Source organism: Shewanella sp. 10N.7 (genome assembly GCF_020806285.1).
Classification (GTDB): domain Bacteria; phylum Pseudomonadota; class Gammaproteobacteria; order Enterobacterales; family Shewanellaceae; genus Shewanella; species Shewanella electrodiphila.
In genome coordinates this window covers 34423-60190 of the sequence record NZ_JAJGZS010000027.1, presented here as the reverse complement: position 1 = coordinate 60190, position 25768 = coordinate 34423, and the positions used below count along the sequence as shown (strand labels likewise).

The window sequence follows — 25768 nt, the reverse complement described above, 5'->3', positions numbered from 1 at the left end:
TTATTGAACCTCTGTAAGCATTGTTATAACGCTATCATAAAGGCTAAACAAATCTGTGCTATCACTGTTGCCACCCACTGACATAGGCAGAATTAGCACAGGTAAGTCCGTACGTTCACCAAGCCAATTAGCACCGCGTTCATCTTGATAAGATGTCACTAATATCGCCATCACATCGCCTTCTTGGCTACGATTAACCAATTTTGCTAAATGGCTACTACTAGGTGGAATGCCAGGTTTAGGTTCTAAGTCTGCCACTTGTTCGATGCCTAGCCAGTTAAACAGGTAACGAAAGCTTGAATGGTACGCAATCACCTTTTTACCTTTCAAACCCGCCGCTTGCTCTTCCCATTTAGGGATAGCTTGTTGCCATCGGTCAGTGAAATCGGTAAGTTTTGCCTGATAACCTGCAGCACCTTCAGGGTCTAATGCCGCCATTTTTTCTGACAATGCATTAGCCACCTGTAACATTCTACGAGGATCAAAGTGCAGATGTGGATTACCCTTTGCGTGAACATCACCCATAGAACGATCAACATGTTCAAGTTTATCTAAGGTATCAATATGCTCAGCTGCGTAGAATAAACCGTTATCGGTTGAACGCACTTTATTATTCGATGCTTTCATTTGCAGCATAGGTAACCAACCAATTTCAAGGTCAGCTCCCGCACATACAACAAGATCCGCTTGACGCATCTTAGCGATCAAACTAGGTCTTGCCTGAACCAAATGCGGATCTTGCATTGCACTTGTCGCTGAATAAATTTTAGCTTCTGGCGCAATCTCTTGCGCTAAGGCAGCGTATTCAGGTTCACAAGCAAACACATTTAACTGGGCATTCGCCGCGCTTGTCAAAAAGGCACTACAAAGCGCCCCCATCACAATGAGTTTTTTAGAATTGATGCGCACCGTGAGCTCCTAATGTCATAACATACTGAAGTGAGACAATGTTGTCGTCTTCAAAACCATCAAAGTTTGTACCTTTTTGATTAGTATATTGTAGACGGACAGTAGAGAAATGACTGTGATGCCAAGCTAAACTTAATTCAGTTTCTTTCAGTTTTTGCGGATCTAAATGGTCGCCATGAAGTTCATAGGTATCAACTTCACCGTAACGAACACCTGCAGACCAATGAGGAGAGAACTGATAAACACCACTTAAGTACCAACCTTCAAAATAATCATCGCCATGAGACTCTTCATGATCATGATCTTCCTCTTCATGGCCATGGTCGCCTTCTTCAAACGAAAAAGTATCCGTCACTCGGAAGTATTCACCACTCACTGTTAAATGTTGGTATTTGTAGTTACCGTTTGGCGCCCATTTATAAACAAAATCTGCGATGTAAGTATTTTCACCCGTGTAAGATGCGCTATGAGTGTGGCCTTTATGATCATGTTCTTCATCAGCATGACCTTCTTCCTCTTCACCCTCTACGACCATTACCTTACCATTGGCATTATATAAGTAGCTTAAGCCAACCTGCCAAGAGCTTGAATGACCAATGTCACCACCGAATTTAGTAAAAGCAGAATACACACCTACAGTGTCATACTCTCGTGGTCCATGCTCTTCATGTTCTTCCTCGTCATGCCCTTCTTCTTCATGCTCTTCATACATATCAGCAGCGCGCATTTTGTCGCCTTTAAAGACTTCAACACCCATAGTCCAATATAGATCAGTCGGGGCAACATAAGTTAGACGCACACCATCATCAAAATAATGATTACCCATGAACGCACGATAAGCACCTGGACGGTCAACAAATGAATCAGTATGTAAATGCTGATTATTTAAGTAACCAACATCAGATAGGAAGCGACCAGCACGAATACCTAAACCAGCAGGAAGCCCCATAGTTTGAATAAACGCTTCTTCTAATTCAATTTCAGTTTCACCGTCGTGTGACTCTAAAATCGCGGTCACTTTTCCGTAAAACATGTCATCAATGTTTGCACTAATCGCCAGCTCTGTTTCGCCCAAACCGAAGCCTTCTTCACGCCCACCTAAACCACGATCTCCAGTCTGATAAAAACCATCAAGAACCGCACTAATGTTAGGGTTTGTTAAGCTAGAATCTTCAGCAAAAGCATGAGTTGAAGCGAATGCGCAGGCAACTGCAACTAAAGAAAGGCGTTTGTTTAAATAAGACATTTTATCTCCAAAATACAACAAGTCTTCGTCCATCATCTGTGATAGTCGAATAAAAAATTAAGGTTAACGTTGTTAGATTAAGAGAAAAAAGGGGGCGCGCGGCTATGGTAAAGCGATTGGTGAACACTGCTATAAGTTCGACAGTTGTATGTGACAGTCTCGAAGTGCTGACGAACAATGGCGATGCTTAATTCGGTTGAGGGAAGTGCAGCATTAAACTGATGTTGATGGACACATAAAGTACAGCTAGTACTTAATGAATCATGGTCATGGATCACGTTATGTGCAGAAGCCGCAAACGACAGTAGTACTAGCATGGCTGAAAGCCATACCACAACACTGCGTTTTATTGGTCTAAATCTATGCACCAAACTCATCCTTGGATTAAAAAATCAGTGCTATCTTAAAAAGATTACAAAAAAAAGCAACCAATAGAGTGTTACAAATCACTTTAAATAAAAAAACGTGACGTACCATAGCAACTTATGCCATTCATCGTTATGCTATTTTAAGATTAGCTTAAGCTGAAAACGCTAAAATATTAGCCATATATAGCAGCTTAGCCAGCCAAGACAGAGGATTTAACTATGATGAATTTACTCAAAGACAACATCGGTATTATTTTAACAATGGTCATCATTGGCGTTGTTGTGCTTGGTGGCATTTATTATGTTGAAGCAGCACTAGAAAACCAAGTTCAAGTTGTAGACTAATTATTTGATTTCATCTGTTGGTTTGCCGTCTTCTTCAGGCGCTTCAATAACCAGCAGATGGTCCATCAAATGCGTTACCCCCGTCAGTATTAGCGATAGCATAATAACGGGGGTGATAATATTGGCTAACCCTTCGACAAAATACCCCGTCACACCAGCGATTACTGCAGTATAAAAACCAATCACTTTTAGTATCGTTAGAATTCCATGACGTCCTAACCACGCCTGACAATGATAACATTGTATTTGCGCCGAAAACCCTTTGCCGCGTGTTCCAGTAACTTTACTGACCGAAATAGGTTTGTGGCAATGTGCACACTGTAAGGCAGCCATAGATAGCCTATCTAAAAATAAAAAGTGCGTAAGTTTAGCAAATTATCGTCAAACTTCATCCAATAACTTATCATTAGCGTTCTACCATTCTACAGGACGTTAATCATGCCAAGAATTCTGTTTGTTATTTGCTGTCTCATCAGCTTAATTAGCTTTTCTGGTAATAGCTTTGCTGCTGAAGTTGAACCAGCAACAAGCAAAAAAATTCAACAATTACAAAACACCATTGATACTGATGTCGCTTGGCTTAAAACAGCTAAAGGTGAGCTTAAAGATGTCAGTGAATATCGCATTCGTCATAAAACCAATTTATTACGCCAAGAGCTCGCTACGCTAGTTAATCAGCCAGAACCCGATTTAGCTTACTTAGTTCCGCAAGTGAATAAGCAATTAATCTTTCTTGATAAAGTCGGCCAATACATTGATGAAAGAACCACTGAACTCCAATTGGAGCTTGGTGGAGATAATGACGCAGTCATTATGCAACAAATTATCAAACGTGAAGAAGACCGAGATCATTACCTACAGGCTGAACTCGAAACTATCGCTTGGGGCAAACAGCTGAATATCAGTGTTGATAATGCTGAAGCAGCTTTAACAGCAGAAGTGTTGCTGAGAGCTGATTACTTTGAAAGCTTAGTCACTTACACCCAAGCAGAGCTAAAAAAAGCGGTAGCCGATGCATCTAGTGCTGGAGCTGATGTCAGTGCTGAACAGAAAAGCAAGGTTTCATTACTCAAAGATCGCTTAGCAATGCATACCTCAAGCTTGAATGTTGCGGTCGTAATGCTCGAAGCTCTTGGTCAAGACACCACTCAAATTAAACAGACGTTATTCAGTGTATCTGGCGATATTACTCAAGACGTTCTTAACTTCGATGTCGCCTCAAGTCTTATCGAAGAGTGGATGACCATTGCCAAAAATCAAGCTTTAGAAAATGGCGCTGGCGTGACGTTTAAAATCGTCATCTTCTTGATCATTATTTCCCTAGCAAGCTTAGTCGCTAAAATAATCAGAAAAGTCGTCAGAAAAGCCGTAAATTCGTCAAAGCTTAATTTTAGTGTGTTGCTACAAGATTTCTTTATCTCTATTTCAGGTAACGTCATTTATGCACTAGGTTTACTGATTGCTCTTTCACAACTAGGGTTTGAATTAGCGCCATTGTTGGCAGGTTTCGGTATTGCTGGTGTGATTATTGGTTTTGCTTTGCAAGACACACTATCAAACTTTGCCTCAGGTATGATGATATTAATTTATCGTCCATTTGATGTAGGTGACTTAATTAAAGCAGCAGGTGTTACAGGTAAAGTCAGTAACATGAGCTTAGTTTCCACAACAGTGATGACGTTCGATAATCAGCGTCTAATCATTCCAAACAATAAAATTTGGGGTGATACCATTAATAACATCACAGTGGAGAAAGAACGCCGCGTTGATATGACTTTTGGCATTGGTTATAGCGATGACATCCCTAAAGCTGAAAAAATTCTAGCAGATATTGTATTGGCTCATCCTAAGGTGAAACAATTCCCAGAGCCTATGATTAAGCTGCATACTCTAGGTGAGTCATCAGTAGATTTCATTGTACGCCCATGGGCAGCCCCTCTTGATTATTGGGATGTATATTGGGACATAACTCGTGAAGTAAAAATGCAGTTTGACGCACAAGGCGTGAGTATTCCATTCCCACAGCGCGATGTGCATATTTACCATGAGAAAGCAGCAGACTAGTTCTTTATAACTGTGTAGAAACTTAGACGGTTCCAACAAAAAGCCCGAGTGAATTCACTCGGGCTTTTTGATTAATTCTGTTCAACTCTTGCCAGATGCTCGCTTTTGTCTAATCGAGGTAAGTCATGTTACCTAGTAGATGCGGGCGACGACCTTTGATATCACGCATTTCAAAACGCTTACCATTTTCCATACTCTCAAAAGCAAATGTCACTTCAGATGGCATAAACACGGGTAACTTAAATTCCACATCGACTTTAAATGGACGCTCGCCAATAAACTGCATTAACGCCGCTAAAGAACGCGCTTTAGACCACATTCCGTGTGCCAGCACTCTTTCAAAACCAAATCGTTTGGACACAATGGGGTGCAAATGAATCAGATTATAATCCCCTGATGCTTTGGCATACTGTCGGCCTAAGTCTTCAGGTAATTTCCAAGTGAGTGCATCTTCCCAAACCATATCTGAGCCACGTGGTGGTCTTGCTCTGCGCCCTTTTGACTCAATACGATAAAGATAAGTTGATAATGCTTCCCACACTAACTCTTCGCCCACATAAATTTTAGAGGCTAATTCAAACTCTAGCCCTGTGTCAGTGGTTTTGCTTGAGGTGAGCTCACACTGAACATCAAAGGTTTCATCAACATTAATTGGACGATACAAGCTAATGCTATTTTTTAAGTGGATCATCCCTAAAAGCGGGAAGGTAATCGCTTTATGAGTAAAAACAGTTGCATGCAATCTAAAGGCAAGTACGTACAAGAACGTTGGCGGTAATACCTTGCCATCAAAATCGAATTCACAGACATCTGCATATTGACGGACTTTTTTGTCAGCAACATTAATACCTTTAGCCTGAACATAAACATTCGGCAAAGGTTGCTGATCCCAACCCGGTTTACGCGTGAGTAATATCTTTCGATATAGTGACAACAACGATGGCATCGAAGCTAGTTCTATAGAGTAATCGTGACTCAAAGAGCACCCTTTCTGTATTAAGTGAAACGCAGTATTTAGACTGACTAAATACTGCGTCACAATTGTTTCAATATCGATATTATACATCGACTTGTAATACATCAGTAAAAAAAATACGTTTTAGGCTGTTATTCCAACATATAAAATAATTTCTGTTTACACTCTAGTCACACTGTTTATCCCAGCAATCGATAACGGTTGCACCCGCTTGTTGCAGTAATTGTGGAACGGTTTGCTGACCAACAACATGACCTGCGCCCACCACCACGAATAAGGTTTGGTAATCGGATTCAGCGAGAATGTCGAAAATACGTTTACTCATAGTGTGGTTTCTTTGCCACAGCAACTTATCGAGCAATTCATCCGAGTCTTCCGCTTGATCCTCCATTATGTCGGCTATCGCTTTATGATCGCCACTGCGCCATGCATTAATCAACGCCAACATATCCTCGTCAGTCGCATTAATCGCTTCATCGAGTAACTGTTGTTGGGTCTTATCAGAAAATGATGAAATCAAATCAAATTGAAACTGTACACTTTCAAGCTCAAGTAGCGGTTTACTCAGATCTCTCGCAACAAACGTGACATCAACACCAGCTTCCGGGCTAAAACCCAATGATGCAAACCGAGCGACTCCAATTTGGTTTGCTTGAAGCCAGGTAGCCAAAGGCTTAAGACCATCACACATGGTTTGGTTTTTGGCACAAAACATAGGATAACGTTGGTTTAAATCACTTTGTTTATTCGCAGTAGCAAAACCATATTGCTGTAATAATTGCTGCACATTGGCTTTAGTCACATCCGCTTCAATGACAAGCGCATCTGAATCGACGAATGCTTGTTCAATTTGCAGCGGTAAAGGATAAAAGTCAGCCTTGCCAATGTGGATAGAGCCTAATACGTATACTGTTTTACCTTGATATGTAGCCTTAAAAAATGGCGGTTTATCTGACTCAGCTGCAAAAGCTGTTGCAGCGATAACCAAGCTTGATAGGCAAAGGAAAACCAGCATCATAATGCCGCTAAGCCTTTTATTTTCTCCAAAGCGTTGCATCATTGGCACTTTTCCCTTCGTTTGACTTGTTAGTAACATGCCAGCCCCTTATAATTTAGCTTAATATTATGATGTTGAATGAGGCTATCATGCCGTATACCCAAGTTATCCAGCAATTAAAAGAAAGTCTGCAAACAGGATACCGTCAAGCCATTGATGCCGATAAAAGACTCGACGAATTACGTCAAGCTGGCCATGGTAAGTTTGTGGCAATCTTTACTGAAGAACAAGGTTTTACGCAAAAAAGTAATCGTTTTTTGCCGTATGTTCAGGAACTTGCAAATGAGTTAGAAGAGCTACAAGGCCTTAGTCATATTCCACCAGAAGCACTTGAAGCTCACGTACAAAAAATTGCAGCGTTATTGAAAACGCTCCATTTATTTAAACAAAACACTAAATAAGTGTTGTTTAAGCCCCAAATAAAAAAGCAGCCATTAGGCTGCTTTTTTATTTGTTCTACATGCCCCTTCCTCAACCTACCAATGCAAAAGTAGCTATATATGACATAACTTTTAATACTTTGGTTTTAAACTCTATTTCACTGTTAACGACATATTTCTGTCATTTTCCTGCCATAGACTGATGAATTAATTTGCTATGGAATTGATTAGATGAGCGTTATAGATTTAGAAAAAGAACTGAATAAGATAATTGCTAAACAATCTATCAATGCCATTTTTCAGCCAATTTTTAATATCACTAACCAGAAAGTACATGGCTTTGAAGCATTGAGCCGTGGCCCTGAACATAGTCCGCTTTTTTCTCCTGTGCCTTTATTCAAAACTGCTGAGCATATGGGTAAACTCAGCGAGTTAGAAACCTTATGTCGCAGCATCTCAATTAATGCATTTAAAACCTGCGAGTTGAAAGGCAAGTTATTCATCAATATCTCACCTAAAGCCCTTCTCGACCCTGATCATCCCAAAGGCTTAACCTTACAACTCATTAAACAAATGGGACTGCGCCCTGAAGATGTTGTTATTGAACTGTCAGAGCAGTATCCCGCTGATGATATCGATTTACTCAAAGACTGCTTGAACCACTATCGTAACCAAGGTTTCTTAACCGCAATTGATGATTTGGGCGCTGGATATTCTGGATTACGTTTATGGTCAGAATTAGCCCCTGACTACGTCAAAATTGACCGTCATTTTATTCATCAGATAGATAGCACACCAGTTAAGCAAGAATTCGTTCGCTCCATTGTGGAACTATGCCAAAACCTAACCTGTAAAGTGATTGCTGAAGGCATAGAAACACCTGCTGAGCTCACCATGCTGAAACAACTGGGAGTCACATATTGTCAGGGGTATTTGTTAGGGCGCCCTAATATCAAACCCAATACATTCATGAGTTCGGAATTAGTATCAGCTCCATTAGCGCCGCAAAATCGCTATTGCGAAACAGCTGAAAGCCTATGTGCACCTGCTAATATCGCGACTCCAGAGACTAAACTCAAACAACTCAGCGAGCAATTCATCAACCAGCCTGCGCTTCAAGCAATTGTTATCGCAGATAATGGACAAGCCAAAGGGATTGTTAGCCGTAATCATATTTTAGAGTTGTTTAGCACACCCTATGGCAGAGCTTTACATGAAAATCACCCTGCAAGTGCGGTAATGGATAAGCAAGTCTTTCAAATCGATGCCAGCGAGCCATTGTCAACGGTCAGCCAATTACTCACTTCTGAGCACTCCACCACAGTAGCGCAGCAATTTATCATTCTTCGACAGGGTAAACTTATCGGTATTGGCCACACTAAAGATTTATTGCAACGCATAACAGAATACCGAATAAAAGTTGCAAGGCACGCTAATCCCTTGAGCAATTTGCCGGGAAATGTACCCATACAAGAAGAGTTGAAACGATTACGTTCCCAAAAGAAAGCCTTCTACTTGGCCTATTTCGACTTATGTCACTTTAAACCTTATAACGATATCTACGGGTTTTCACGTGGCGATGAAGTCATTATGGAAGTTGCTAATCTGCTCACTCATTACCAGAACGAACATAGCTTTGTCGGCCATATTGGCGGCGATGATTTTGTGATGATCAGCACTTGCTCTGAGGCTATTACTCATTTTCAAATGATCGTTGCGCAATTTGAAAAAAGTAAACGGACCTATTACTCAAATGAACACTGGCAAGCGCAAACCGTATACGCCAATGATCGTCAAGATAAAAAAGTACTTCATCCGTTAATCTCATTATGCGTAGGGGTGTTATCACCGAATTTGACGATACAAACCAGTGATCATGAATTATCTATGCTCAGTGCAGAAGCTAAAAAGCAGGCTAAATTTGCCAAGAATGGCTTTTATTTCTCAAATCATAACCAACAAAAAACAGCTTAATTCAATTAAGCTGTTTGTAGTGTGTTTGCATACTTGGCTATGGGTTAAATGTTAGCCCTAAAGCTTTGGTGCAACCGTTTTATTAAGCCAGTCTTTTAACATGGTGGATTCATACTGAAACGGCTTTTGATTGCGTTTTGAATGAGTGCCATACATAAAGTTCATATCAATAAGTTTCTCGTCACCTGCCATAATCACTTTATCACCTTCAGTGATGCTGTAAGTAAAAGTCATTCTTGGCGGATATAAATCCTTCACGATACGAAGCTCATTGGCAGTTGTTGCGCCAAATGTAGGACGTAAATCCCCCGCTAAATCCACATCTGAAACTTGCATTTCAAGCTTTTGATTTGGTTTAAGCACTTTCTCAGCTTCTTTGTTCAAATTTTCGGTAATCGTATCAAAAAAGCGTTGTTGAAAACGGGATTTGACTTCAGTAGCCGTTTTTAAGTCGCGATATTTCTTAGGCTCTTGCCATTCGACTTTTACAACCCCTTCTTCTGTCATTGGGTTCGCAATCACTTCTTCATCTGCAATAGCAACATTACACATTAATGCGCCTGCAATAAGTAGATGTTTAACTTTCATTTGTCGTCTCCTGGCTATATCTATCTAAAACCTAATCTATGCCGCTAGTATAAAAACTTAACCTGTATATCAGCTTAACGTAAAGCAGTTAACTTTGCTGTAGGAAATATGCCTATATAGACACTAGACAATTAATTAAACGCTCAAAAATACATCGAATACTGTTCAGTTTCCATTCAGCAAGGCTTCGCTAATATACATTCCAAGCAAACGCACAGTACCAATACAAGGTAGCTGTTAAACAAAACTCTGTTAGCGTCACTGCAATTATCGCTCAAGGAATTAGCGCCAATACAAACCTACGTGTATGACTGGAGTAATAATATGAACAACATCTCAACTCAAACGACTTTCTCAACGACTGGTATGACTAAAAAACTATCTTTAGCCGCAACTTTCTTTATTGCTTTAGTCGTTTCATCTTCTAGTTTCGCTTATCAATTTGATGTTGATGCTCAAGGAGAGCAAGCGATTAAAGAACATCGTCAATTAATGGTTCAACATATGGCTTCTGTAGAGCAAGAGTACTCTGCCGAGCTAAATCAAGACTTCGACAAGCAAATGAAGACCGCTGAAAGTAAATTTTTAGACCAAAAATGCGAACAACGTGGTTTAGATTTCGATACACGCTCAGAAGTATGTGATGGATAATTAGCCATCTACCGTATACAACTAAAAATGCAGTCACTGATTAAGCAGTGACTGCATTTTTTCTTCAAGAATTTGAAAAGAGTCCAGCTTTATAATACAGGTAAGTTTAAAACGGAAAACGAGCACTCAACTTAGGATAATTCTTTCTTAAGTCTTTCTTCTTGGTGCTGAACTTTTTACCTTGTGGTGTATGTTGACCTGAAGGAATAAAGGGTAACTCATCACCCGTTCTATCTTCATACAGTTGACCAGCAATTAAATCATAATCTTCAATAAACGGGTAAGCCGAATCGTCTTTTGTGGGCCACAACTCAATATCACCTAGGCAGTCAGGGTCAGCAATCACCTTGTTATACCACTGCTCACCTAATGACAAAATAAAGCCTCTAAATTCAGCAAAGGCATAATCTGAATCACATCCAGTGATGATGTAAGCAGCGCCCCAAATATCCCAGTTATAACTGCGTCGCATTTGTTGACCGAATATTTTATCGAATGCAGCTAATGATCCATCATCTAGTGGCGTCAGTTTATCTTTTAATGCGTCATGGCATTGCTGCTCAGATTGCTGCGGCTCAGTTCGGGTTACCAGTGACCAAAAGTCAGCTTCTGTCATTTCACTTTTCCTAAATTCTTTTGCAAACAACTCACAAAATTGATTCTACTCGCGGTATTCTACACCACATAAAATCTAAAACCTTACAGCCTATATCTAATCGCTATGAATAAACTCAGTCCTATCAGCACCAAACCACCACGCAGACTCATTATTATGATGACATTTTATGTTTTGTTATCCATTCTTGCATTATTGCGTTCATACTCCATCCAAGGGATAGACTTGTTTACTATTGGCGTGATCCCGGTACTTTTCGGCCTTATAAAGCGAACCCATTGGGCTAGCATGGTATTTAAAATTTATTTAGGTATTCAAACATTAGCCGCGTTAGCACTGACCACGACCGTCATCATTGCCTATCAAATCACCCCTGAAGATGTAAAAGTAGAGTTTCAAGGTACTGAGCTTCCCATTCCAGCAATCGCCTTAACCGTACTGCTCATTCTCAGCTTTCAATATTGGGTCGCATTTAGTCAAAAAACCAAAGAGTACTTGCAGCGAACTTGTTAACCATTCAGGTGTTATAAGTATATTCAAAGCTAACCTTAGGTTAAAATGCACAGCATAAGACTCAATTACAAAAAAAAGAAGAAGTAGCATGAGCCATTTATCACCCAGTGAACTGTCGATTTTACTGTTGGAGCCTTCAGAGGTTCAACGAAAAATCATCATTGCTAAATTACACCAAGAAGGTGTTGATAGCATTCAAACAGCATCTAATCTTACTGAAGCTAAAGACATCATTGCCCGCCATACACCTGATTTAATTGTTAGTGCATTACATTTTGAAGATGGTGAGGCCACAGAACTCTTAAGTTTTATTAAACAAAAATCAGCCTATCAAGATATTCAATTCATGCTGGTTTCTAGCGAATGTCGTCGTGAGCAATTAGAAATATTCAGACAATCTGGTGTCGTGGCAATTTTACCTAAACCCTTTGATGCAGACCATTTGGCTACAGCGCTAAATTCAACCATCGACCTCATTAGTAATGATGAATTAGATTTGAGTCATTTCGATGTCCAAGATATCCGAACTTTAGTTGTCGATGATAGCCGAATGGCACGTAACGTCATTAAACGCACTATAGGTAATTTAGGGATAAGAATTATCAGTGAAGCCGAAGATGGCGCTAAAGCCATTGAGCTTATGCAACATCAAATGTTTGATTTGGTCATCACTGATTACAATATGCCTAGTGTTGATGGATTAGCATTAACTCAATACATTCGTAATCAAAGCCAGCAATCACATATTCCGATTTTAATGGTCTCCTCTGAAGCAAACGACACTCATTTAAGTAACGTTTCCAGTGCCGGTGTTAACGCCTTATGTGACAAACCTTTCGAACCTAAACTCGTCAAACAACTGCTTTACCAACTATTAGAAGAATAGCCTGCTCAAAAAGTAAATGACTTTTGGCTCTTCGTCACTAGTCATTTTCACTGATGAAATAGCCCAATTGGCTATTTTACGCCTTAAATGTCGCCAAAATGCCTTATCGCTACACATTAATCAGATAAAAGGCTTTTAAACCCCCATGGCTTATGGCATGTTAATCTAGTTTTAAATAAACACATCTATGGAAAGCAGAGAATACAACATGAACAAAAGTGAATTAATTGCAAAAATTGCAGAAAATGCTGAGCTGACTAAAGCTGAAGCTGGTCGCGCACTAAAGTCTTTTGAAGAAGCTGTTACTGAAGCCATGAAAAGTGGTGACAAGATTTCTATCGTAGGTTTTGGTTCTTTTGAAACCTCAGTTCGTGCAGCACGTACTGGCCGTAACCCACAAACCGGCAAAGAAATCCAAATTGCTGAAGCGACTGTACCAAAATTCAAAGCTGGTAAAACACTGAAAGATAGCGTTAATTAAATTAACAGCTTGAATTATAAAACCTCCCTATGGGAGGTTTTTTTATGCCTTTTTTCTACAGAACTAGGTTTAAAGTGCAGGAATAGCGCACAAATCTTGCACACTAAAAGTGCAACCCTGCTTCACATCTATGCAACATTTTTGCCACAAGTAGGTGCAGAAACAGCTAAATATCTGAAAATGTAGCAATTTCAAACATGGCACACCATTAGCAATACCTCATACAGATAAAATCAACATTGAACATTGCTGCCCGATTACTAAGCAACAAGTTCAGTGATAAGAAAAACTTGAGGGAATGAAAATGAAAACATCGATATATAAAGCTATTGCGCTATCAACAGGTTTATTACTCAGTGGTTCTGCTTTAGCAGAAGTAACAGGTAACATCGGAGCGACATCAAATTACCTTTGGCGCGGTGTAAGCCAAACTGATAACGGCGCAGCTGTGCAAGGTGGCATTGATTACGCTGCTGATTCTGGCTTTTATGTCGGCGGTTGGGCTTCAAATGTCGATTTTGGTGATGGCACAAGTTACGAGCTAGATATCTATGCGGGTTACGGTGGTAACATTACTGAAGACTTAAGCTATGACATCAACTACCTGTACTACGCTTACCCAGATTCACCAGGAAGTGTTGATTTTGGTGAAGTGACAGTAGGTCTAGCATGGAAATGGTTAGATGTTTCATACTCTCACACTGTCAATGGTGGTGACGATATTGCTGCTGAGCCATTAGACTCTGCGGACATGATGTATGCACAAGCTAACTTAACGTTCCCATTGACTGAAAAATTGTCTCTGGGCGTTCATTACGGCTACTCTGATGGTGATGTCATCATGAGCTGGTTCGATACTGATAGCTACTCTGAATATAATGTGTCACTGAGCGCTGATACAGATTACGGTACAGTGTCATTCACTGCATCTGATACTGACTTAGATGAAGATGACGCTAAAATTGTTTTAGGTTACTCATATAGCTTCGGTTTATAAGGCTTAAACATTACTTTCTCAATTGAGGAAGTATGATTACAGCATGTTAAGCACTAAAAGCGCCACTCATTCAGAGTGGCGTTTTTAATGGCAATAAAAAAATTTTCGATTCTACAATTAAGCAAAAATTTAAATACCTGCTACATTCAAAATATATGACTGATGAGGTGTTAGCGCAGACATTCTTCCGTCCTATTTTCAGTTCCATTCAACATTGACGTTACCGGCACAAACTAACCTGTGAACAATCAGGGCAGGTTTACCTTTACATTTAGCACTGGTGTTACGACTCACGCTAAACCGTTAGTCAAGAATGATATAGAGGGTAGAACGATGGCCAATATTACAGAAACCATTCCCAATGACACAGAAATTGAAGCAATGGTCACGCCTAGAAATAAGCGTTCAGCTGAGATTATTGAACGGAAAAGACAAGTGAAACGTCGTTTAGATGATTATTTAGAACAAGCAGAATTACGTAAAAACCTAGATGATGAATTATTCTAGCCTGAGTAAACTATTGCAGCGCTAACTCTTTTCAGGCTTCAGCTCCAACCTAATATTAAGACTTTAAAAAGTATGCAAGACCACTGCACTCTAGATAAATAGAGCAAGCCGGATAAATCACTTTGCCACATTCAGTAATGATGAGCGCATTTCCGCCTCTTTCTCTTGTTTGTACCTTCAGCTCTTTTTGTAGGGAGTTAATACTGGGAGCTGAAGTTGCGATATCTTTACGAATATCCCCGCAGTAAGTCGTCATCACCTCACCTAGAGGTTCATTGTCATGATTATACAGCTCACTAGGCTGATAGATATCAACCGTTGTCGCTGTTGCTTGATAAGTGACATATTCATCAGCATTGGTTCTAAAAGATAACCCATTGCAGCCTGCAATAACCAATGAAACTAAAGTAAATAGACTTAATAGCAGTATTCTGTTTAAAAGGTTCATGTGAATATTTCCCTTATAAAAAAGGCATACACTCCCTGTGTATGCCTTGTTGAATAATTCTAATCGCTAATTAGCTTTCTAAGGCCTTAGCCTTTTGTTTCGCGAAGTACTCTCGGGTTAATGCAAATACCACAGGACTTAATAGAGCCAGTGCAATCAAGTTTGGAATTGCCATCATTGCATTTAATGTATCAGCAAGTAGCCAGATAAACTCAAGTGAACTGACCGCGCCGATTGGTACAACCAAAGTCCAAACTAATCTAAATGGCTTAACCACTTTGTCACCAAATAAATACTGCATGCATTTTTCACTGTAAAAACTCCAACCTAAAATGGTGGTAAATGCGAATACCGCAAGTGCAACAGCGACAATATAGTTACCCATTGGCAGCGCATGTGAAAAAGCAAATGATGTTAGTGCAGCGCCCGTTTCACCTGACGTCCAAGCGCCAGAGACAATAATTGCTAATCCAGTAATAGAACACACAATGATGGTATCAATGAATGTACCTAACATCGCCACTAAGCCTTGTTTTACAGGCTCATTAGTTTGCGCAGCCGCATGGGCTATCGGCGCACTACCTAAACCCGCTTCATTTGAAAACACACCACGCGCCACACCAAAACGAATGGCAGCCCATACTGCAGCACCGGCAAAGCCACCTTGTGCAGCAACAGGGTTAAATGCACTGTGGATAATCAATTGAAATGCTGCAGGAACTTGGTCAGCATAAACCACCAATACCGCTAAACCCGCAGTGATATAAAATAAGGTCATTAACGGCACCAGCTTTCCAGCAACATCAGCAATACGCTTAATACCGCCCATCAATACAGCACCTACTAATACCATTAATACTACGCCAGTAACCCAATTAGGAACGCCAAAGTTACTGCTCATAGCATCAGCAACAGAGTTGGTCTGCACTGTATTACCAATACCAAAACCTGCTAGAGAACCTAATACTGCGAATGCTGTGCCTAACCAAGCCCACTTACTGCCTAGACCATTTTTAATGTAATACATCGGGCCACCGACATGATTACCATTACCGTCTTTTTCGCGAAACTTAACCGCTAATACAGCTTCAGCAAACTTAGTTGCCATCCCAACTAAAGCAGTACACCACATCCAAAACAGTGCCCCAGGGCCACCTAAGAAAATAGCGGTCGCAACACCCGCAATATTACCAGTACCAATTGTGGCAGAAAGAGAGGTCATTAACGCATTAAAAGGGCTGATCTCACCTTTATGTTTATCATCAGAAGAATCACGTCCTGACCATAATAATTTAAAGCCTGTGCCTAATTTTAGGATTGGCATTAATTTCAATCCAATGGATAAAAATAATCCCACTCCTAAAATCATCACCAGCATGGGAACGCCCCATACTATGCCGTTTATCGTATTTACAATCGCTGTCACTTGTTCCATCGAAAACCTCATAATGAGTTAAGTATTTATTGTTATTTTCATTATTTTTAGTTGTTGTCATCACATAAGCGTTTATCAGCAACTATTGCTTCTATTGGCAAGACACAAATAGAAGAGGATTCAGATTACCTTCATTACACATAAATTGGAAACACCAACACGATAATCATCTAAAAATTTACCAATATCCTCATAAAATCAGCATATTGATTGGGTTAATTTAATAAAAAAGGCACTGCTAATATTGCAGTGCCTTCATAATTTATAAAGGATTTTTATGCGTACATGGGTATGTAACACGTTTCTGGACAGAAACGTTTTAAGAGCAACAATTTTATACCTCATATAAATTGGGCTAGTTACTCAAGACCATTACTTCAATCTAATCCATTGCCTGCCGCAGGCTTATGTGCAGATACATCCAAGACACGCCGTAAACACATCCCTGTGGGCTCTGCGAAAACATCCATGTTTTCGAAGGTCTTGAACGCATCTACACTGGGTTTATTGTCTCTTCGATTTGACTATATTTGTGATAATTTAAAGAGCTAAAGCTAGTAGATCTTGCATTTAAAAGACTCCATTTGAATTGAGGACGCAGAGAAAATAGCGTGAGCCTGACAGGACGTCAGGCTAGCTTTCGCGGTGCAGGGATGCACCATCGGAAGCGTTAGCATTTTCGAATAAGACCGAAGCTATCAACAAACGAAGTTTAAAGCTGGATCAATCCCCCGTTGGAAATCTTTCGCTTTTCAGAAAATTTCGCCGGGGCTGCAGGGGAGATGCAAGAGGGGTGAGCAGTTTCACCCTTCGTGCTCTGGTGTGGGCGAAGCGCCACGACGTTGATTTAGATGTTTATTCAAACCTAGAAATCATTAGCTGACTAAAGCTGCTAACAAATCTTGGGGCAGAAATGAGTTTACCAATATCGCCCCTACCCGATCTTAATCAGCAAAGAAAAGACAGTTCCTATAAGAACTATGCTTTCATTCAGTTCACCCACATATTCATAGATATTTACCATTATAATGAGTGTTACACCTTTAGGGGGTCATAACATAATTTCCCTTCTCATGTTCTTTGAGGGAAGTAGAATATCTAACTAGTTTTCGAGTATGACTTTCAGATTATCCAAACCTTGTTGTAAGTCATTACCAATCACAGTTTCAAAATCCATAAATAGCATCATTAAATTCATTGGGTAATTCATATGTCCACTAAACCCCCAATTAACTTGAGTTTGATTACTATCAATGGGTTTAAAGCTAATGTATGCAGGCGATGTGGCTTCGAAAGGACTTAAAAATCGCAGCTCATAATCGATACGTTGATTGGGAATTATCTTAATAATTTCTTGCTCGCCAACACCCACGTCTGGTTTTTTGCTGGCCCACACTGACACAAATCCTACACTGCCATCATTACCCTTGTAGGTTTTTTCCATATTAGGGTCCATCTGTGCCCACTTACTAAAATCATTCTGATTTTTTAGGTATTTAACGTAGTCATATACGGTTTCATTAGCTTGATTAATCACTATACTTCGCTCGACAAAGTAGTCTTGTTTCACGAAAAGTGCGGTAATGAAGGGAATAGCAATAATGACAGCAAGAACTAGGAGTATTTTTTTTATCATGATATTGATCCTAATGTGATGATAATTAAGTATATCAACCACTTTCAACATCACCATGTAAATCTAACAACAAATCAACAATCATTATTAACGCAGCGTAAAACTCGCCCTCAACAATGCTAATTCGCCTCACAACTCAAATGAGCTCTCATTTAGTTATTGGGTTAACTTTAGATAACAGCTTTGGCAAATACAGGCTTTACCATTTAGTCCTGCCAATAACTCAGGATCTAATTTTGCTTTGCCAGATTGAGTTAAGCACCAGCAACTTTCTATTGATAAACCCGCTGTCACAGCACATTTATTTTCTTTAAGGCATACCGGGCACGTTAATGGCTCTGCCACTTGTTGTTTTTTGTCCGACTCAAGATGGCGATATACCTGCACAACTTCTTTCTTTGTCATCTCTTATAAATACCTTGTTACCCTAACTTCACGTGAATAGGACTTCAGTTAATTTTCCACGGGTTAAGTTTAAAGCTAACTGTTTCGTTTTCTGCCAGTAACTGCACAGTATAAAACAAAAAATCGGTGCCGAAGCACCGTAGATGATTGAAGCTTTAAAGGATGTTTCCTTACTCAGTCTTTCTTAGATGTTTCCCTACTCATGCTTCATTAGCCATGTTTCTTATTTAGACGCAGGAAAAATAGGATAAGATTTAGAACCTAATATCACTGAGGGATCTACTGCACTGGGTTTTCCATAAAAACCTTCATGCTGATGATATTTTGCCTGAGTCTCAGCGACATTACCTTTATATCTCGGATCTTGAGGACGCTCATGAGCATTAACAAATGCCGCGACATCCCAAGCTTGTTGCACTGTAAGCTGAATGCTTTTGCCTAATGGCATATTTTCATAAATGAAATTAGCAGCTGTATTCACTCGATGCATACCAGCGCCCCAATTGTAGGTTTGCGGCCCCCATAAAGGCGGTAATGCACTCACTTCGGCCATTTTCACACCTTGTCCATCATCGCTATGACATGCCTGACAATGAGCTTGATATACAAGCTTACCTCGCTCAGCTGAATAGGCTAACTCTGGTGCTGCGAGCTTTGGAAAGCCACGCCCAGGGAGCATAGTCAGCTCCTTTTGATCGAGCTTTGAAGTGACAGTTTCAGGTAAAGGGAAATCTTCTCTATTACCACCCTTAAGCAACTCAACATCAGTCATTTCTGGCACAGGTCCAGTAATGCCAAATTGATTCATCAACCCACTCATCACTAACCAATATGAATAAGCTGAAATCGCCACCAAGGGCTCACTCCCAGATTCAGGCGCTTTACCGTTCATTGAATAGGTAAAACAGCCCTGAATTCGTTCTTCAAAGCTATTCACTTTATCGTTTTTCTTACGATAAGCTGGATACGCCATATAAGCGCCCCACAATGGTGATGCATTGGCTTTATTCCCCGCATTCATGTGGCAATTCACGCAGTTTAGTTCGTTACCAACGTAGGTATCTCGCATTTGCTGACTATTAACAAATAACTGATAGCCTTTTCTGACTTTATCGCCGAACTCGCCTTTAGGGATAGTGGATAATGGACTTGGCATAAGGTATTGCGCATTTGCCTCTTTCGCCACTGAGGGAAGTTGTGCTTGTCTATCAGGTAACTCTGCTGCCGATATGCTCATGCTGAATAACACACCCGCCGCTGAAAAATAATATCGCTTCATCGTATGTCCTTATTTCTGAGCCGAAAAATATTGAGTTAACGCATCAATTTCTGCAGCGGTGAGCTTTTTAGCTATGCTGCCCATCATATTGTCAACATCACCTTTACGGGTTCCTGACTGCCATGCCAACAATTGATTCTTAAGGTAAGTAGGTTCTTGTCCGGCAAGACGAGGAAACTGACCCGCGCCAATACCGGACGGACCATGACAACTGGTACAAGCTGGAATATCCCGTTGCCAATCCCCTTGATATGCCAGTTTCTCGCCAATGTCGTCGATGACCACTTTATCACCACGATACTGAAGCTTGATCTCAGCCACTGGTTTAGCAGCAAAAAAGTCCGATACCACTTTGATGTTATCGCCTTGGACTGTCATCGCCATAGCCATCATTGTTGGATTTTGACGAGAACCAGTCTGAAAATGACTCACTTGTGCTGCAATATACTCGCTGGATAACCCCGCTAAACGAGGCCCTACAACACCGAGCCCTTCACCATTTACGCCGTGACAGCTTAGACAAACTTGAGCTGCTGCTGGCACTGTTTGCAATAACTCCTTTGGTGATTCGTCAGGAATATTAGCCATCACACTAAAACTCATAACACTGCAGAAAAAGATACTGCTCAAAACGGCAGAATTTACACTCGTCAAACAGTCATCTTTTAAACGATTTTTTGTATCCATTTATCAGCCTCTTGTTGAAGTCCATCTCCGACTTAATACCACTATAAACAAAAATGGCACACTTAAATAGAATGTTTTTCGTACAAATTAATTGAATGCTAATTAATAGACTAACCCTAATATTTAGCTAGAAAAAAAGGCTTATCCCATTTAGGAATAAGCCTTTAATAAGTAATATAAAACTAAACTACAGTACGATTTACTCTTGCAGTAGGTCCTTACAGATCTGTACTAAGTCAGACTGCACTGCTGCCGCAGTGACCTCTCTACCCGCGCCTGGACCTCGAATAATCAATGGGTTGCCTTGATAAAATGCACTGCGAATAACAAACACATTGTCGCCTGGGGTTAAGTTGGCATAAGGATGATTTGAATCAACCCATTGAATGCCCACTTCAGCGTGCATCTTGCCATCAACTTTATCGAGTGATGCCACATAGCGAAGTACTTTGTTTTGCTCTGATGCCGCGGTAAATTGTTGCAACATGCTTTGGTCTAACTCACCGATGCGTGCTAAGAAATCATCCAAAGATAAATCCGCTAGCGTTTCTGGCACTAAAGAGTTTAGAACAATATCTTCAAGTTCAATTTCAAAACCAATTTCACGTGCCAGAATTAACAACTTGCGCTGCATATCTCGACCTGAAAGATCATCGCGAGGATCGGGCTCTGTTATCCCTAATCCACGTGCTTCAATCACTAATTCAGAAAATGATTTTTGCCCATCATAGTGTTCAAACAGCCAACATAATGTACCCGAGAATATACCGCCAACCGCTTCAATCGCGTCACCACTATTACGCAAGTCATTTAATGCATGTTGAATCGGTAATCCTGCGCCACAACTGGCGTTATAACGCCAAAATAAGCGGCGATTACTGAGCTGTTGTTTCAGTTCACGGTAAAACGGCAATGGTCCAGAACCGGCGAGTTTGTTTGCACTCACCATATGAATGCCGCGTGCAAATAACTCTGGGTATTGCAGTGTTAAACTCGCGCTAGCACTAATATCTAATGCAACTAACTCATCGCAATCAAGCTGTTCTAACTGTTCGAATAAACTTGGGTAATCCCACTTTTTAGCTGTGGTATCAAAGTCATCTTGCCAGTTATTGATATCAATACCTTGAGGACAAATTAATGCCTCTTTCGAGCTCAACAAACCAACTAGTTGCACTGTCGCTTCTAGTTCACGGTTTAATGATGCTGATGAGCGTTGAAATAGATCGATCCATGCTTCACCAATATTACCGACACCTAACAGTAAAACACCAATTCGCATGCGCGGGCCTGCGCAGCGACGGTGGACCTTTTGGGTCAATAAATTCACTTGTGGTTTAGGCACTAAAGTGACAAGACTTAATCCATCTTGATATAAAGGTTTAGCATCACGACTTAATAAACGCGCAAAACTACGACGGTAATGTTCGGCATCGGCGCTTACTAGAGCAACTAGGCCTAAATCGTTATTCACACAGATATCAGTGATCGCCAGCGTTTCGGCATGTAACTCAATTAAACTATGTACTTGCTTTTGATTCTCAAGCGTAAAAGCTAACTCGACCTTATGATGCGCCGATGTCCAGTAGGCTAGAGGAGCAATCCCCTCCTGGGCGAGTAAATCAATTAGGTCTTGTGTTGGTGACTGCTGCTTAATCCGAAACAGAACCACTTCGTTTAGATTAGTCACCACTGGCGCACTTGCCGATGAGCTTTGTGGCGCGATTAAGGTAAAGTCGGTATGTGATGCATAGCTTGAGCGCACTGCTAAGCTGACATTTGTATCAAACAGAGGCTGTAGTGTGCGACTGTGAAGCACAGGGGAGCCTAAATGCGCAAGGCGGTCAGCTTCAGCAAGCGACATGCTATTAAGTAACTTTGCATCACTGATTTTATTAGGGTCGGCATTAAACACCCCTTCTACATCAGTCCAAATTGTCACGCGTTCAATGTCCGCTAAGCTGGCAATTAACGTCGCGCTGTAGTCAGAACCATTACGGCCCAGTAATAAGGTTTCGTTATGTTGATTCGCGCAAATAAACCCTGTGATCACTAGACGCTCATCAGGGTGTGCTTTAAGAAGTTTTTGCACTCTTTGACGTGACTCTTCAATGCGAATATTTGGCACTACGCCTTCATCTGCCACAAGAATAGAACACGCATCAACATTAATTGCCGCCACGCCAGATTCACGTAACAAAGCAGCCATGAGTCTAGCTGACCAACGTTCACCAAAACTCAGGACATGATTAAGTTGGAACTCATTTCGCTGCTCAAGGGATAGTAAGCTGATAAGTTGAGACTTATCAGTAGATAATCGTTCACGTAAATCACGAGCTTGTTCATTTGAAAGAAGTTGTTCAATGAGGTTTTGTTGATAACTCACAAGTACTTGCAGCTCTTCTTGCCACAATTCACCTGTTTCACGAAGCGATAATAACTTATACAAAAAGTTAGTACTCTTACCCGCAGCAGACACAACGACTAAATCATCACAGTTTCCATGAGTAAGCAAAATATGGGCGACGCGGCGATAGCAATCAGCATCCGCTAAACTTGAACCACCAAACTTATGTAAATGACTGCGGGTCATTTGTAACTCCTTAAACCACTTTTTGCGCTGCCATATGTACTGAATATGGCAACAATAAAATCTTACTGACTTAACTTATGACAATCTAATTTATTAGCTTAAAGCTCAGCAACTGCAGCTAAACCAGCTTGGATATCAGTAATCAAATCTTCAGCATCTTCAATACCGACTGATAATCTCAGCAATGTATCTTTAATACCAGCCTCATAACGGGCTTCAGGCACCATTGCTCTGTGTGTCATTGTCGCAGGTACGGCAACTAAGCTTTCCACTCCGCCTAAGCTTTCAGCAACACTGAATATTGATAAGGCTTCTAAGAAAGCAACAACTTCAGCTTCACCACCTTTAAGTTCAAAACTTAACATAGCGCCAAAGCCTTTTTGCTGTTTAGCGGCAATATCGTGACCTGGGTGGTCTTTTAACCCTGGGTAATATACTTTTTCGACAACATCACTGGCTTGAAGGACTTCAATCACTCGTTGTGCATTGGTTTGATGCTCACGAATACGTACAGCCAATGTACGAATGCCGCGCAAAGTTAGGTAGCTATCAAAGGCTGAACCTGTCAGACCTAAAGTGTTTGACCACCAATGTAATAGCTCACCAAGTTCAGCATCTTTAGCCACGACAGCGCCGCCAACCACATCACTATGACCATTGATGTATTTAGTGGTGGAGTGCATCACAATATCAGCGCCCAGCTCTAGCGGTTGTTGCAAGATAGGCGAAAGAAAGGTGTTATCAACAACAACTAAAGCATCCACTTTATGGCTCGCAGCCACAATCGCTTTGATATCAACAACACGTAATAACGGATTAGACGGAGTTTCTAACCAAACCATTTTAGGCTTTTGCGCAATCGCATCTGCCAGTGCTTTATCATCAGTTTGATCAACTACGATTAATTTAAATTGACCTTTGTTGGCAAGATTAGTGAACAGTCGATAACTGCCACCATAACAATCATGTGGTACAACTAATAAATCTTCAGGACCAAGCAAGCTAGTCACTAAAGTAATCGCTGCCATACCGGTACATGTCACAACACCTGTAGCACCATTTTCAAGTTTGGCTATTGCCTCACCTAAAACGCAACGGGTTGGGTTACCAGAGCGGCTGTAGTCGAATTCTCTTGGGTTTGTGTGTCCATCAAACGAGTAGTTAGTCGAAAGATAAATCGGCGGGACTACTGCGCCATATTGAGTATCGGATTCGATACCTTGGCGAACGGCAAGTGTAGCAGCGCGATGTTTGGTCATAATAATCTCCTGAAGATTGACACACTCATGAATAATACACCACAGAGATGTCTAGATGGCTAAATGTACCTAAGCTAAATCAGATCGTCAACACAAATTAGACGTTTAGACGTCTAAACATAAAGAAATCTATTTGTATTCGTTATAGAATAACAGCAATAATTTGACTGTAATAAATAAGCAGTTAAAATCTGCCACGAATCTATCGTATAAAGGTGAGTTAATGACTGAATGGAATGGCGACTATATCAGCCCATATGCCGAACATGGCAAAAAAAATGAACAAGTTAAAAAAATCACGGTATCGATTCCTTTAAAAGTACTAAAAGTGCTAACCGATGAACGTACTCGCCGTCAGGTAAATAACTTGCGTCATGCAACCAACAGTGAACTTTTGTGTGAAGCCTTTTTACATGCGTACACTGGTCAGCCTCTACCAAATGATGATGACTTATCTAAAGAAGGTCCTGATAGCATCCCAAGTGAAGCAAAAGCACTAATGGATCAAATGGGTATTGAGTGGGAAGACTTAGACGACTAAGTCTATTGTCAGTATGCTTTCAAGCTGACTGGCAAATATGATAATAAATCAATTTTGTGCTTACATTACGGTGTAAGCCTTCTTTGATAAGCTCCCCTTCCTCTTCGCAGTATGACAATACTTGAGTCAAACTTGCACTCAAAGAGAACACTATGGCATTTATCGATCCGCAAACCTTGATGCTGGCATCGGCTATTATATTTCTCGGTGCACTCACTCAAGGGCTTATTGGTTTTGGCTTAGCTGTTGTTGCTAGCCCATTGCTGTATATTATTGATCCCCAACTTGTACCCGCCCCTGTTATTGCTTGCGGTTTTTCAATCGCTTTGCTTACTTTATTACGTGAGCGCACATCCCTGCAATTCAACGGACTTCAATATGCACTCATTGGTCGTGTACCTGGCGGCTTTCTTGGGGCTGCGTTACTAGTCTTTGCGCCGCAATCCATATTAGGTCTGGCTATTGCCTTTATTGTTGCCAGTGCTGTCATTCTAAGTTTTTATAAAGTCACCGCACCAGTCAATCGCTTCACGCTATTTATCGCTGGGATTCTTTCAGGGGTTTTCGGTAATATTGCCGCTATTGGTGGCCCGCCGTTGGCTATTTTATTAGCCGGAAAAGATGCACCGCAATTTCGCGCGGCATTATCGATTTTCTTTGTATTCAGCTCTATGATCGCAATGATCATTTTATTCATCGTTGGCTTAGTTGAAATGAAGCATGTTTGGTTGTCTTTAATGCTCTTACCATCAGTATTTTTAGGCAGTTTTGTCGCGGGCAAACTCAGCAACAAAGTGGATAAACAAAAAACGCGCACAGCCACATTGGTATTGTGCGGCTTAAGTGCCTTAGTGTTGACGATAAAGTCATTAATTGAATTGTCGGCAGGATAAAAGTGGCTGAGAGGTAACTCATTAGGCATGCACT

Annotated in this window: 28 protein-coding genes; 12 read left to right on the top strand and 16 right to left on the bottom strand. The window is 40.7% G+C overall.

Annotated features, from left to right (window positions below):
• The 3 genes from LMH66_RS16340 to LMH66_RS16330 all read right to left on the bottom strand — a co-directional run bounded on the left by LMH66_RS16340 (position 1) and on the right by LMH66_RS16330 (position 2523).
• Positions 1-909 (bottom strand): metal ABC transporter solute-binding protein, Zn/Mn family, encoded by a 909-nt coding sequence (locus LMH66_RS16340; protein WP_371996699.1) that lies wholly within the window; start codon positions 907-909, stop codon positions 1-3.
• Positions 893-2155 carry a hypothetical protein gene (locus tag LMH66_RS16335; RefSeq protein ID WP_229371295.1) on the bottom strand — a complete coding sequence of 421 codons (1263 nt, stop codon included), beginning with the start codon at positions 2153-2155 and terminating at the stop codon, positions 893-895. Before LMH66_RS16335 ends, LMH66_RS16340 begins: the two co-directional genes overlap by 17 nt.
• Positions 2156-2232: 77 nt before the next feature.
• Complete coding sequence (locus LMH66_RS16330; RefSeq protein ID WP_229371293.1) at positions 2233-2523, bottom strand: ABC-type zinc uptake system zinc chaperone; 291 nt, start codon at positions 2521-2523, stop codon at positions 2233-2235.
• Positions 2524-2742: 219 nt separating this feature from the next.
• Here LMH66_RS16330 and LMH66_RS20420 point away from each other — a divergent pair, with 219 nt between their 5' ends.
• Positions 2743-2868 (top strand): hypothetical protein, encoded by a 126-nt coding sequence (locus LMH66_RS20420; RefSeq protein ID WP_259651232.1) that lies wholly within the window; start codon positions 2743-2745, stop codon positions 2866-2868.
• On the opposite strand, the gene LMH66_RS16325 is transcribed toward LMH66_RS20420, so the two are convergent.
• The gene (locus LMH66_RS16325) at positions 2869-3201 is read right to left on the bottom strand and encodes a hypothetical protein (RefSeq protein ID WP_229371291.1); all 333 of its coding nucleotides are present in this window, start codon (positions 3199-3201) and stop codon (positions 2869-2871) included.
• Between the two features lie 105 nt (positions 3202-3306).
• On the opposite strand from LMH66_RS16325, the gene LMH66_RS16320 reads away from it, so the two are divergent.
• Positions 3307-4932 carry a mechanosensitive ion channel family protein gene (locus LMH66_RS16320; protein ID WP_229371289.1) on the top strand — a complete coding sequence of 542 codons (1626 nt, stop codon included), beginning with the start codon at positions 3307-3309 and terminating at the stop codon, positions 4930-4932.
• 109 nt (positions 4933-5041) lie between these two features.
• Here LMH66_RS16320 and LMH66_RS16315 read toward each other — a convergent pair whose 3' ends face one another.
• Positions 5042-5911, bottom strand: coding sequence for a MaoC family dehydratase (locus tag LMH66_RS16315; protein ID WP_229371287.1), 870 nt, complete (start codon positions 5909-5911; stop codon positions 5042-5044).
• Positions 5912-6074: 163 nt separating this feature from the next.
• Positions 6075-7004: a TraB/GumN family protein gene (locus tag LMH66_RS16310; protein WP_102526640.1), complete on the bottom strand. Its 930-nt coding sequence runs from the start codon at positions 7002-7004 to the stop codon at positions 6075-6077.
• A gap of 50 nt (positions 7005-7054) precedes the next feature.
• Here LMH66_RS16310 and LMH66_RS16305 point away from each other — a divergent pair, with 50 nt between their 5' ends.
• Positions 7055-7366 (top strand): prephenate dehydrogenase, encoded by a 312-nt coding sequence (locus LMH66_RS16305; protein WP_229371285.1) that lies wholly within the window; start codon positions 7055-7057, stop codon positions 7364-7366.
• Between the two features lie 210 nt (positions 7367-7576).
• Positions 7577-9319 (top strand): GGDEF domain-containing protein, encoded by a 1743-nt coding sequence (locus tag LMH66_RS16300; RefSeq protein ID WP_229371283.1) that lies wholly within the window; start codon positions 7577-7579, stop codon positions 9317-9319.
• A gap of 57 nt (positions 9320-9376) precedes the next feature.
• Here the strand turns inward: LMH66_RS16300 and LMH66_RS16295 are convergent, their stop codons facing one another.
• The gene (locus LMH66_RS16295; protein WP_229371281.1) at positions 9377-9907 is read right to left on the bottom strand and encodes a DUF3016 domain-containing protein; all 531 of its coding nucleotides are present in this window, start codon (positions 9905-9907) and stop codon (positions 9377-9379) included.
• 324 nt (positions 9908-10231) lie between these two features.
• Between LMH66_RS16295 and LMH66_RS16290 the strand changes: the two genes are divergently transcribed.
• The gene (locus LMH66_RS16290; protein ID WP_229371279.1) at positions 10232-10558 is read left to right on the top strand and encodes a hypothetical protein; all 327 of its coding nucleotides are present in this window, start codon (positions 10232-10234) and stop codon (positions 10556-10558) included.
• A 106-nt stretch (positions 10559-10664) separates the two neighbouring features.
• Here LMH66_RS16290 and LMH66_RS16285 read toward each other — a convergent pair whose 3' ends face one another.
• Positions 10665-11174, bottom strand: coding sequence for a DUF4240 domain-containing protein (locus tag LMH66_RS16285; protein WP_229371277.1), 510 nt, complete (start codon positions 11172-11174; stop codon positions 10665-10667).
• A gap of 156 nt (positions 11175-11330) precedes the next feature.
• On the opposite strand from LMH66_RS16285, the gene LMH66_RS16280 reads away from it, so the two are divergent.
• The 5 genes from LMH66_RS16280 to LMH66_RS16260 all read left to right on the top strand — a co-directional run bounded on the left by LMH66_RS16280 (position 11331) and on the right by LMH66_RS16260 (position 14558).
• Positions 11331-11687, top strand: coding sequence for a hypothetical protein (locus tag LMH66_RS16280; protein WP_229371276.1), 357 nt, complete (start codon positions 11331-11333; stop codon positions 11685-11687).
• Positions 11688-11775: 88 nt separating this feature from the next.
• Positions 11776-12573, top strand: a complete 798-nt coding sequence (locus LMH66_RS16275) for a response regulator (RefSeq protein WP_229371274.1) — start codon at positions 11776-11778, stop codon at positions 12571-12573.
• 208 nt (positions 12574-12781) lie between these two features.
• Positions 12782-13054 (top strand): HU family DNA-binding protein, encoded by a 273-nt coding sequence (locus tag LMH66_RS16270; RefSeq protein ID WP_102526648.1) that lies wholly within the window; start codon positions 12782-12784, stop codon positions 13052-13054.
• 304 nt (positions 13055-13358) lie between these two features.
• Positions 13359-14051 (top strand): TorF family putative porin, encoded by a 693-nt coding sequence (locus LMH66_RS16265; protein ID WP_102526649.1) that lies wholly within the window; start codon positions 13359-13361, stop codon positions 14049-14051.
• 333 nt (positions 14052-14384) lie between these two features.
• Entirely contained in the window at positions 14385-14558 is a 174-nt protein-coding gene (locus tag LMH66_RS16260; protein WP_198589520.1) for a hypothetical protein, read from the top strand.
• Between the two features lie 55 nt (positions 14559-14613).
• On the opposite strand, the gene LMH66_RS16255 is transcribed toward LMH66_RS16260, so the two are convergent.
• The 8 genes from LMH66_RS16255 to metB all read right to left on the bottom strand — a co-directional run bounded on the left by LMH66_RS16255 (position 14614) and on the right by metB (position 24300).
• Positions 14614-15006, bottom strand: a complete 393-nt coding sequence (locus LMH66_RS16255; protein ID WP_229371272.1) for a hypothetical protein — start codon at positions 15004-15006, stop codon at positions 14614-14616.
• A gap of 70 nt (positions 15007-15076) precedes the next feature.
• Positions 15077-16441 carry an alanine/glycine:cation symporter family protein gene (locus LMH66_RS16250; RefSeq protein ID WP_102526651.1) on the bottom strand — a complete coding sequence of 455 codons (1365 nt, stop codon included), beginning with the start codon at positions 16439-16441 and terminating at the stop codon, positions 15077-15079.
• A 1102-nt stretch (positions 16442-17543) separates the two neighbouring features.
• Positions 17544-18077: an SRPBCC family protein gene (locus tag LMH66_RS16245; protein WP_229371270.1), complete on the bottom strand. Its 534-nt coding sequence runs from the start codon at positions 18075-18077 to the stop codon at positions 17544-17546.
• A gap of 156 nt (positions 18078-18233) precedes the next feature.
• Complete coding sequence (locus tag LMH66_RS16240) at positions 18234-18482, bottom strand: cysteine-rich CWC family protein (protein WP_229371268.1); 249 nt, start codon at positions 18480-18482, stop codon at positions 18234-18236.
• Between the two features lie 223 nt (positions 18483-18705).
• Positions 18706-19761, bottom strand: a complete 1056-nt coding sequence (locus tag LMH66_RS16235) for a c-type cytochrome (RefSeq protein ID WP_229371265.1) — start codon at positions 19759-19761, stop codon at positions 18706-18708.
• A 9-nt stretch (positions 19762-19770) separates the two neighbouring features.
• Positions 19771-20364: a c-type cytochrome gene (locus LMH66_RS16230; protein WP_229371312.1), complete on the bottom strand. Its 594-nt coding sequence runs from the start codon at positions 20362-20364 to the stop codon at positions 19771-19773.
• A gap of 283 nt (positions 20365-20647) precedes the next feature.
• Positions 20648-23041 (bottom strand): bifunctional aspartate kinase/homoserine dehydrogenase II, encoded by a 2394-nt coding sequence (locus tag LMH66_RS16225; RefSeq protein WP_229371263.1) that lies wholly within the window; start codon positions 23039-23041, stop codon positions 20648-20650.
• Between the two features lie 98 nt (positions 23042-23139).
• Positions 23140-24300 (bottom strand): cystathionine gamma-synthase, encoded by a 1161-nt coding sequence (gene metB / locus LMH66_RS16220; protein ID WP_102526656.1) that lies wholly within the window; start codon positions 24298-24300, stop codon positions 23140-23142.
• 223 nt (positions 24301-24523) lie between these two features.
• Here metB and metJ point away from each other — a divergent pair, with 223 nt between their 5' ends.
• Both metJ and LMH66_RS16210 read left to right on the top strand, forming a co-directional pair.
• Positions 24524-24841, top strand: a complete 318-nt coding sequence (gene metJ / locus LMH66_RS16215; protein ID WP_102526657.1) for a met regulon transcriptional regulator MetJ — start codon at positions 24524-24526, stop codon at positions 24839-24841.
• 152 nt (positions 24842-24993) lie between these two features.
• Positions 24994-25734, top strand: coding sequence for a sulfite exporter TauE/SafE family protein (locus LMH66_RS16210; protein WP_229371261.1), 741 nt, complete (start codon positions 24994-24996; stop codon positions 25732-25734).
• The last annotated feature ends 34 nt before the right edge of the window (positions 25735-25768 follow it).

Coding starts and splice junctions, on each gene's coding strand:
- LMH66_RS16255 (WP_229371272.1), bottom strand. CDS start 15,006: ATGAACCTTTTAAACAGAATACTGCTATTAAGTCTATTTACTTTAGTT.
- metJ (WP_102526657.1), top strand. CDS start 24,524: ATGACTGAATGGAATGGCGACTATATCAGCCCATATGCCGAACATGGC.
- LMH66_RS16270 (WP_102526648.1), top strand. CDS start 12,782: ATGAACAAAAGTGAATTAATTGCAAAAATTGCAGAAAATGCTGAGCTG.
- LMH66_RS20420 (WP_259651232.1), top strand. CDS start 2,743: ATGATGAATTTACTCAAAGACAACATCGGTATTATTTTAACAATGGTC.
- LMH66_RS16275 (WP_229371274.1), top strand. CDS start 11,776: ATGAGCCATTTATCACCCAGTGAACTGTCGATTTTACTGTTGGAGCCT.
- LMH66_RS16305 (WP_229371285.1), top strand. CDS start 7,055: ATGCCGTATACCCAAGTTATCCAGCAATTAAAAGAAAGTCTGCAAACA.
- LMH66_RS16320 (WP_229371289.1), top strand. CDS start 3,307: ATGCCAAGAATTCTGTTTGTTATTTGCTGTCTCATCAGCTTAATTAGC.
- LMH66_RS16310 (WP_102526640.1), bottom strand. CDS start 7,004: ATGTTACTAACAAGTCAAACGAAGGGAAAAGTGCCAATGATGCAACGC.
- LMH66_RS16325 (WP_229371291.1), bottom strand. CDS start 3,201: ATGGCTGCCTTACAGTGTGCACATTGCCACAAACCTATTTCGGTCAGT.
- LMH66_RS16300 (WP_229371283.1), top strand. CDS start 7,577: ATGAGCGTTATAGATTTAGAAAAAGAACTGAATAAGATAATTGCTAAA.
- LMH66_RS16335 (WP_229371295.1), bottom strand. CDS start 2,155: ATGTCTTATTTAAACAAACGCCTTTCTTTAGTTGCAGTTGCCTGCGCA.
- LMH66_RS16240 (WP_229371268.1), bottom strand. CDS start 18,482: ATGACAAAGAAAGAAGTTGTGCAGGTATATCGCCATCTTGAGTCGGAC.
- LMH66_RS16285 (WP_229371277.1), bottom strand. CDS start 11,174: ATGACAGAAGCTGACTTTTGGTCACTGGTAACCCGAACTGAGCCGCAG.
- LMH66_RS16260 (WP_198589520.1), top strand. CDS start 14,385: ATGGCCAATATTACAGAAACCATTCCCAATGACACAGAAATTGAAGCA.
- LMH66_RS16235 (WP_229371265.1), bottom strand. CDS start 19,761: ATGAAGCGATATTATTTTTCAGCGGCGGGTGTGTTATTCAGCATGAGC.
- LMH66_RS16290 (WP_229371279.1), top strand. CDS start 10,232: ATGAACAACATCTCAACTCAAACGACTTTCTCAACGACTGGTATGACT.
- LMH66_RS16295 (WP_229371281.1), bottom strand. CDS start 9,907: ATGAAAGTTAAACATCTACTTATTGCAGGCGCATTAATGTGTAATGTT.
- metB (WP_102526656.1), bottom strand. CDS start 24,300: ATGACCAAACATCGCGCTGCTACACTTGCCGTTCGCCAAGGTATCGAA.
- LMH66_RS16265 (WP_102526649.1), top strand. CDS start 13,359: ATGAAAACATCGATATATAAAGCTATTGCGCTATCAACAGGTTTATTA.
- LMH66_RS16210 (WP_229371261.1), top strand. CDS start 24,994: ATGGCATTTATCGATCCGCAAACCTTGATGCTGGCATCGGCTATTATA.
- LMH66_RS16245 (WP_229371270.1), bottom strand. CDS start 18,077: ATGATAAAAAAAATACTCCTAGTTCTTGCTGTCATTATTGCTATTCCC.
- LMH66_RS16225 (WP_229371263.1), bottom strand. CDS start 23,041: ATGACCCGCAGTCATTTACATAAGTTTGGTGGTTCAAGTTTAGCGGAT.
- LMH66_RS16230 (WP_229371312.1), bottom strand. CDS start 20,364: ATGAGTTTTAGTGTGATGGCTAATATTCCTGACGAATCACCAAAGGAG.
- LMH66_RS16250 (WP_102526651.1), bottom strand. CDS start 16,441: ATGGAACAAGTGACAGCGATTGTAAATACGATAAACGGCATAGTATGG.
- LMH66_RS16280 (WP_229371276.1), top strand. CDS start 11,331: ATGATGACATTTTATGTTTTGTTATCCATTCTTGCATTATTGCGTTCA.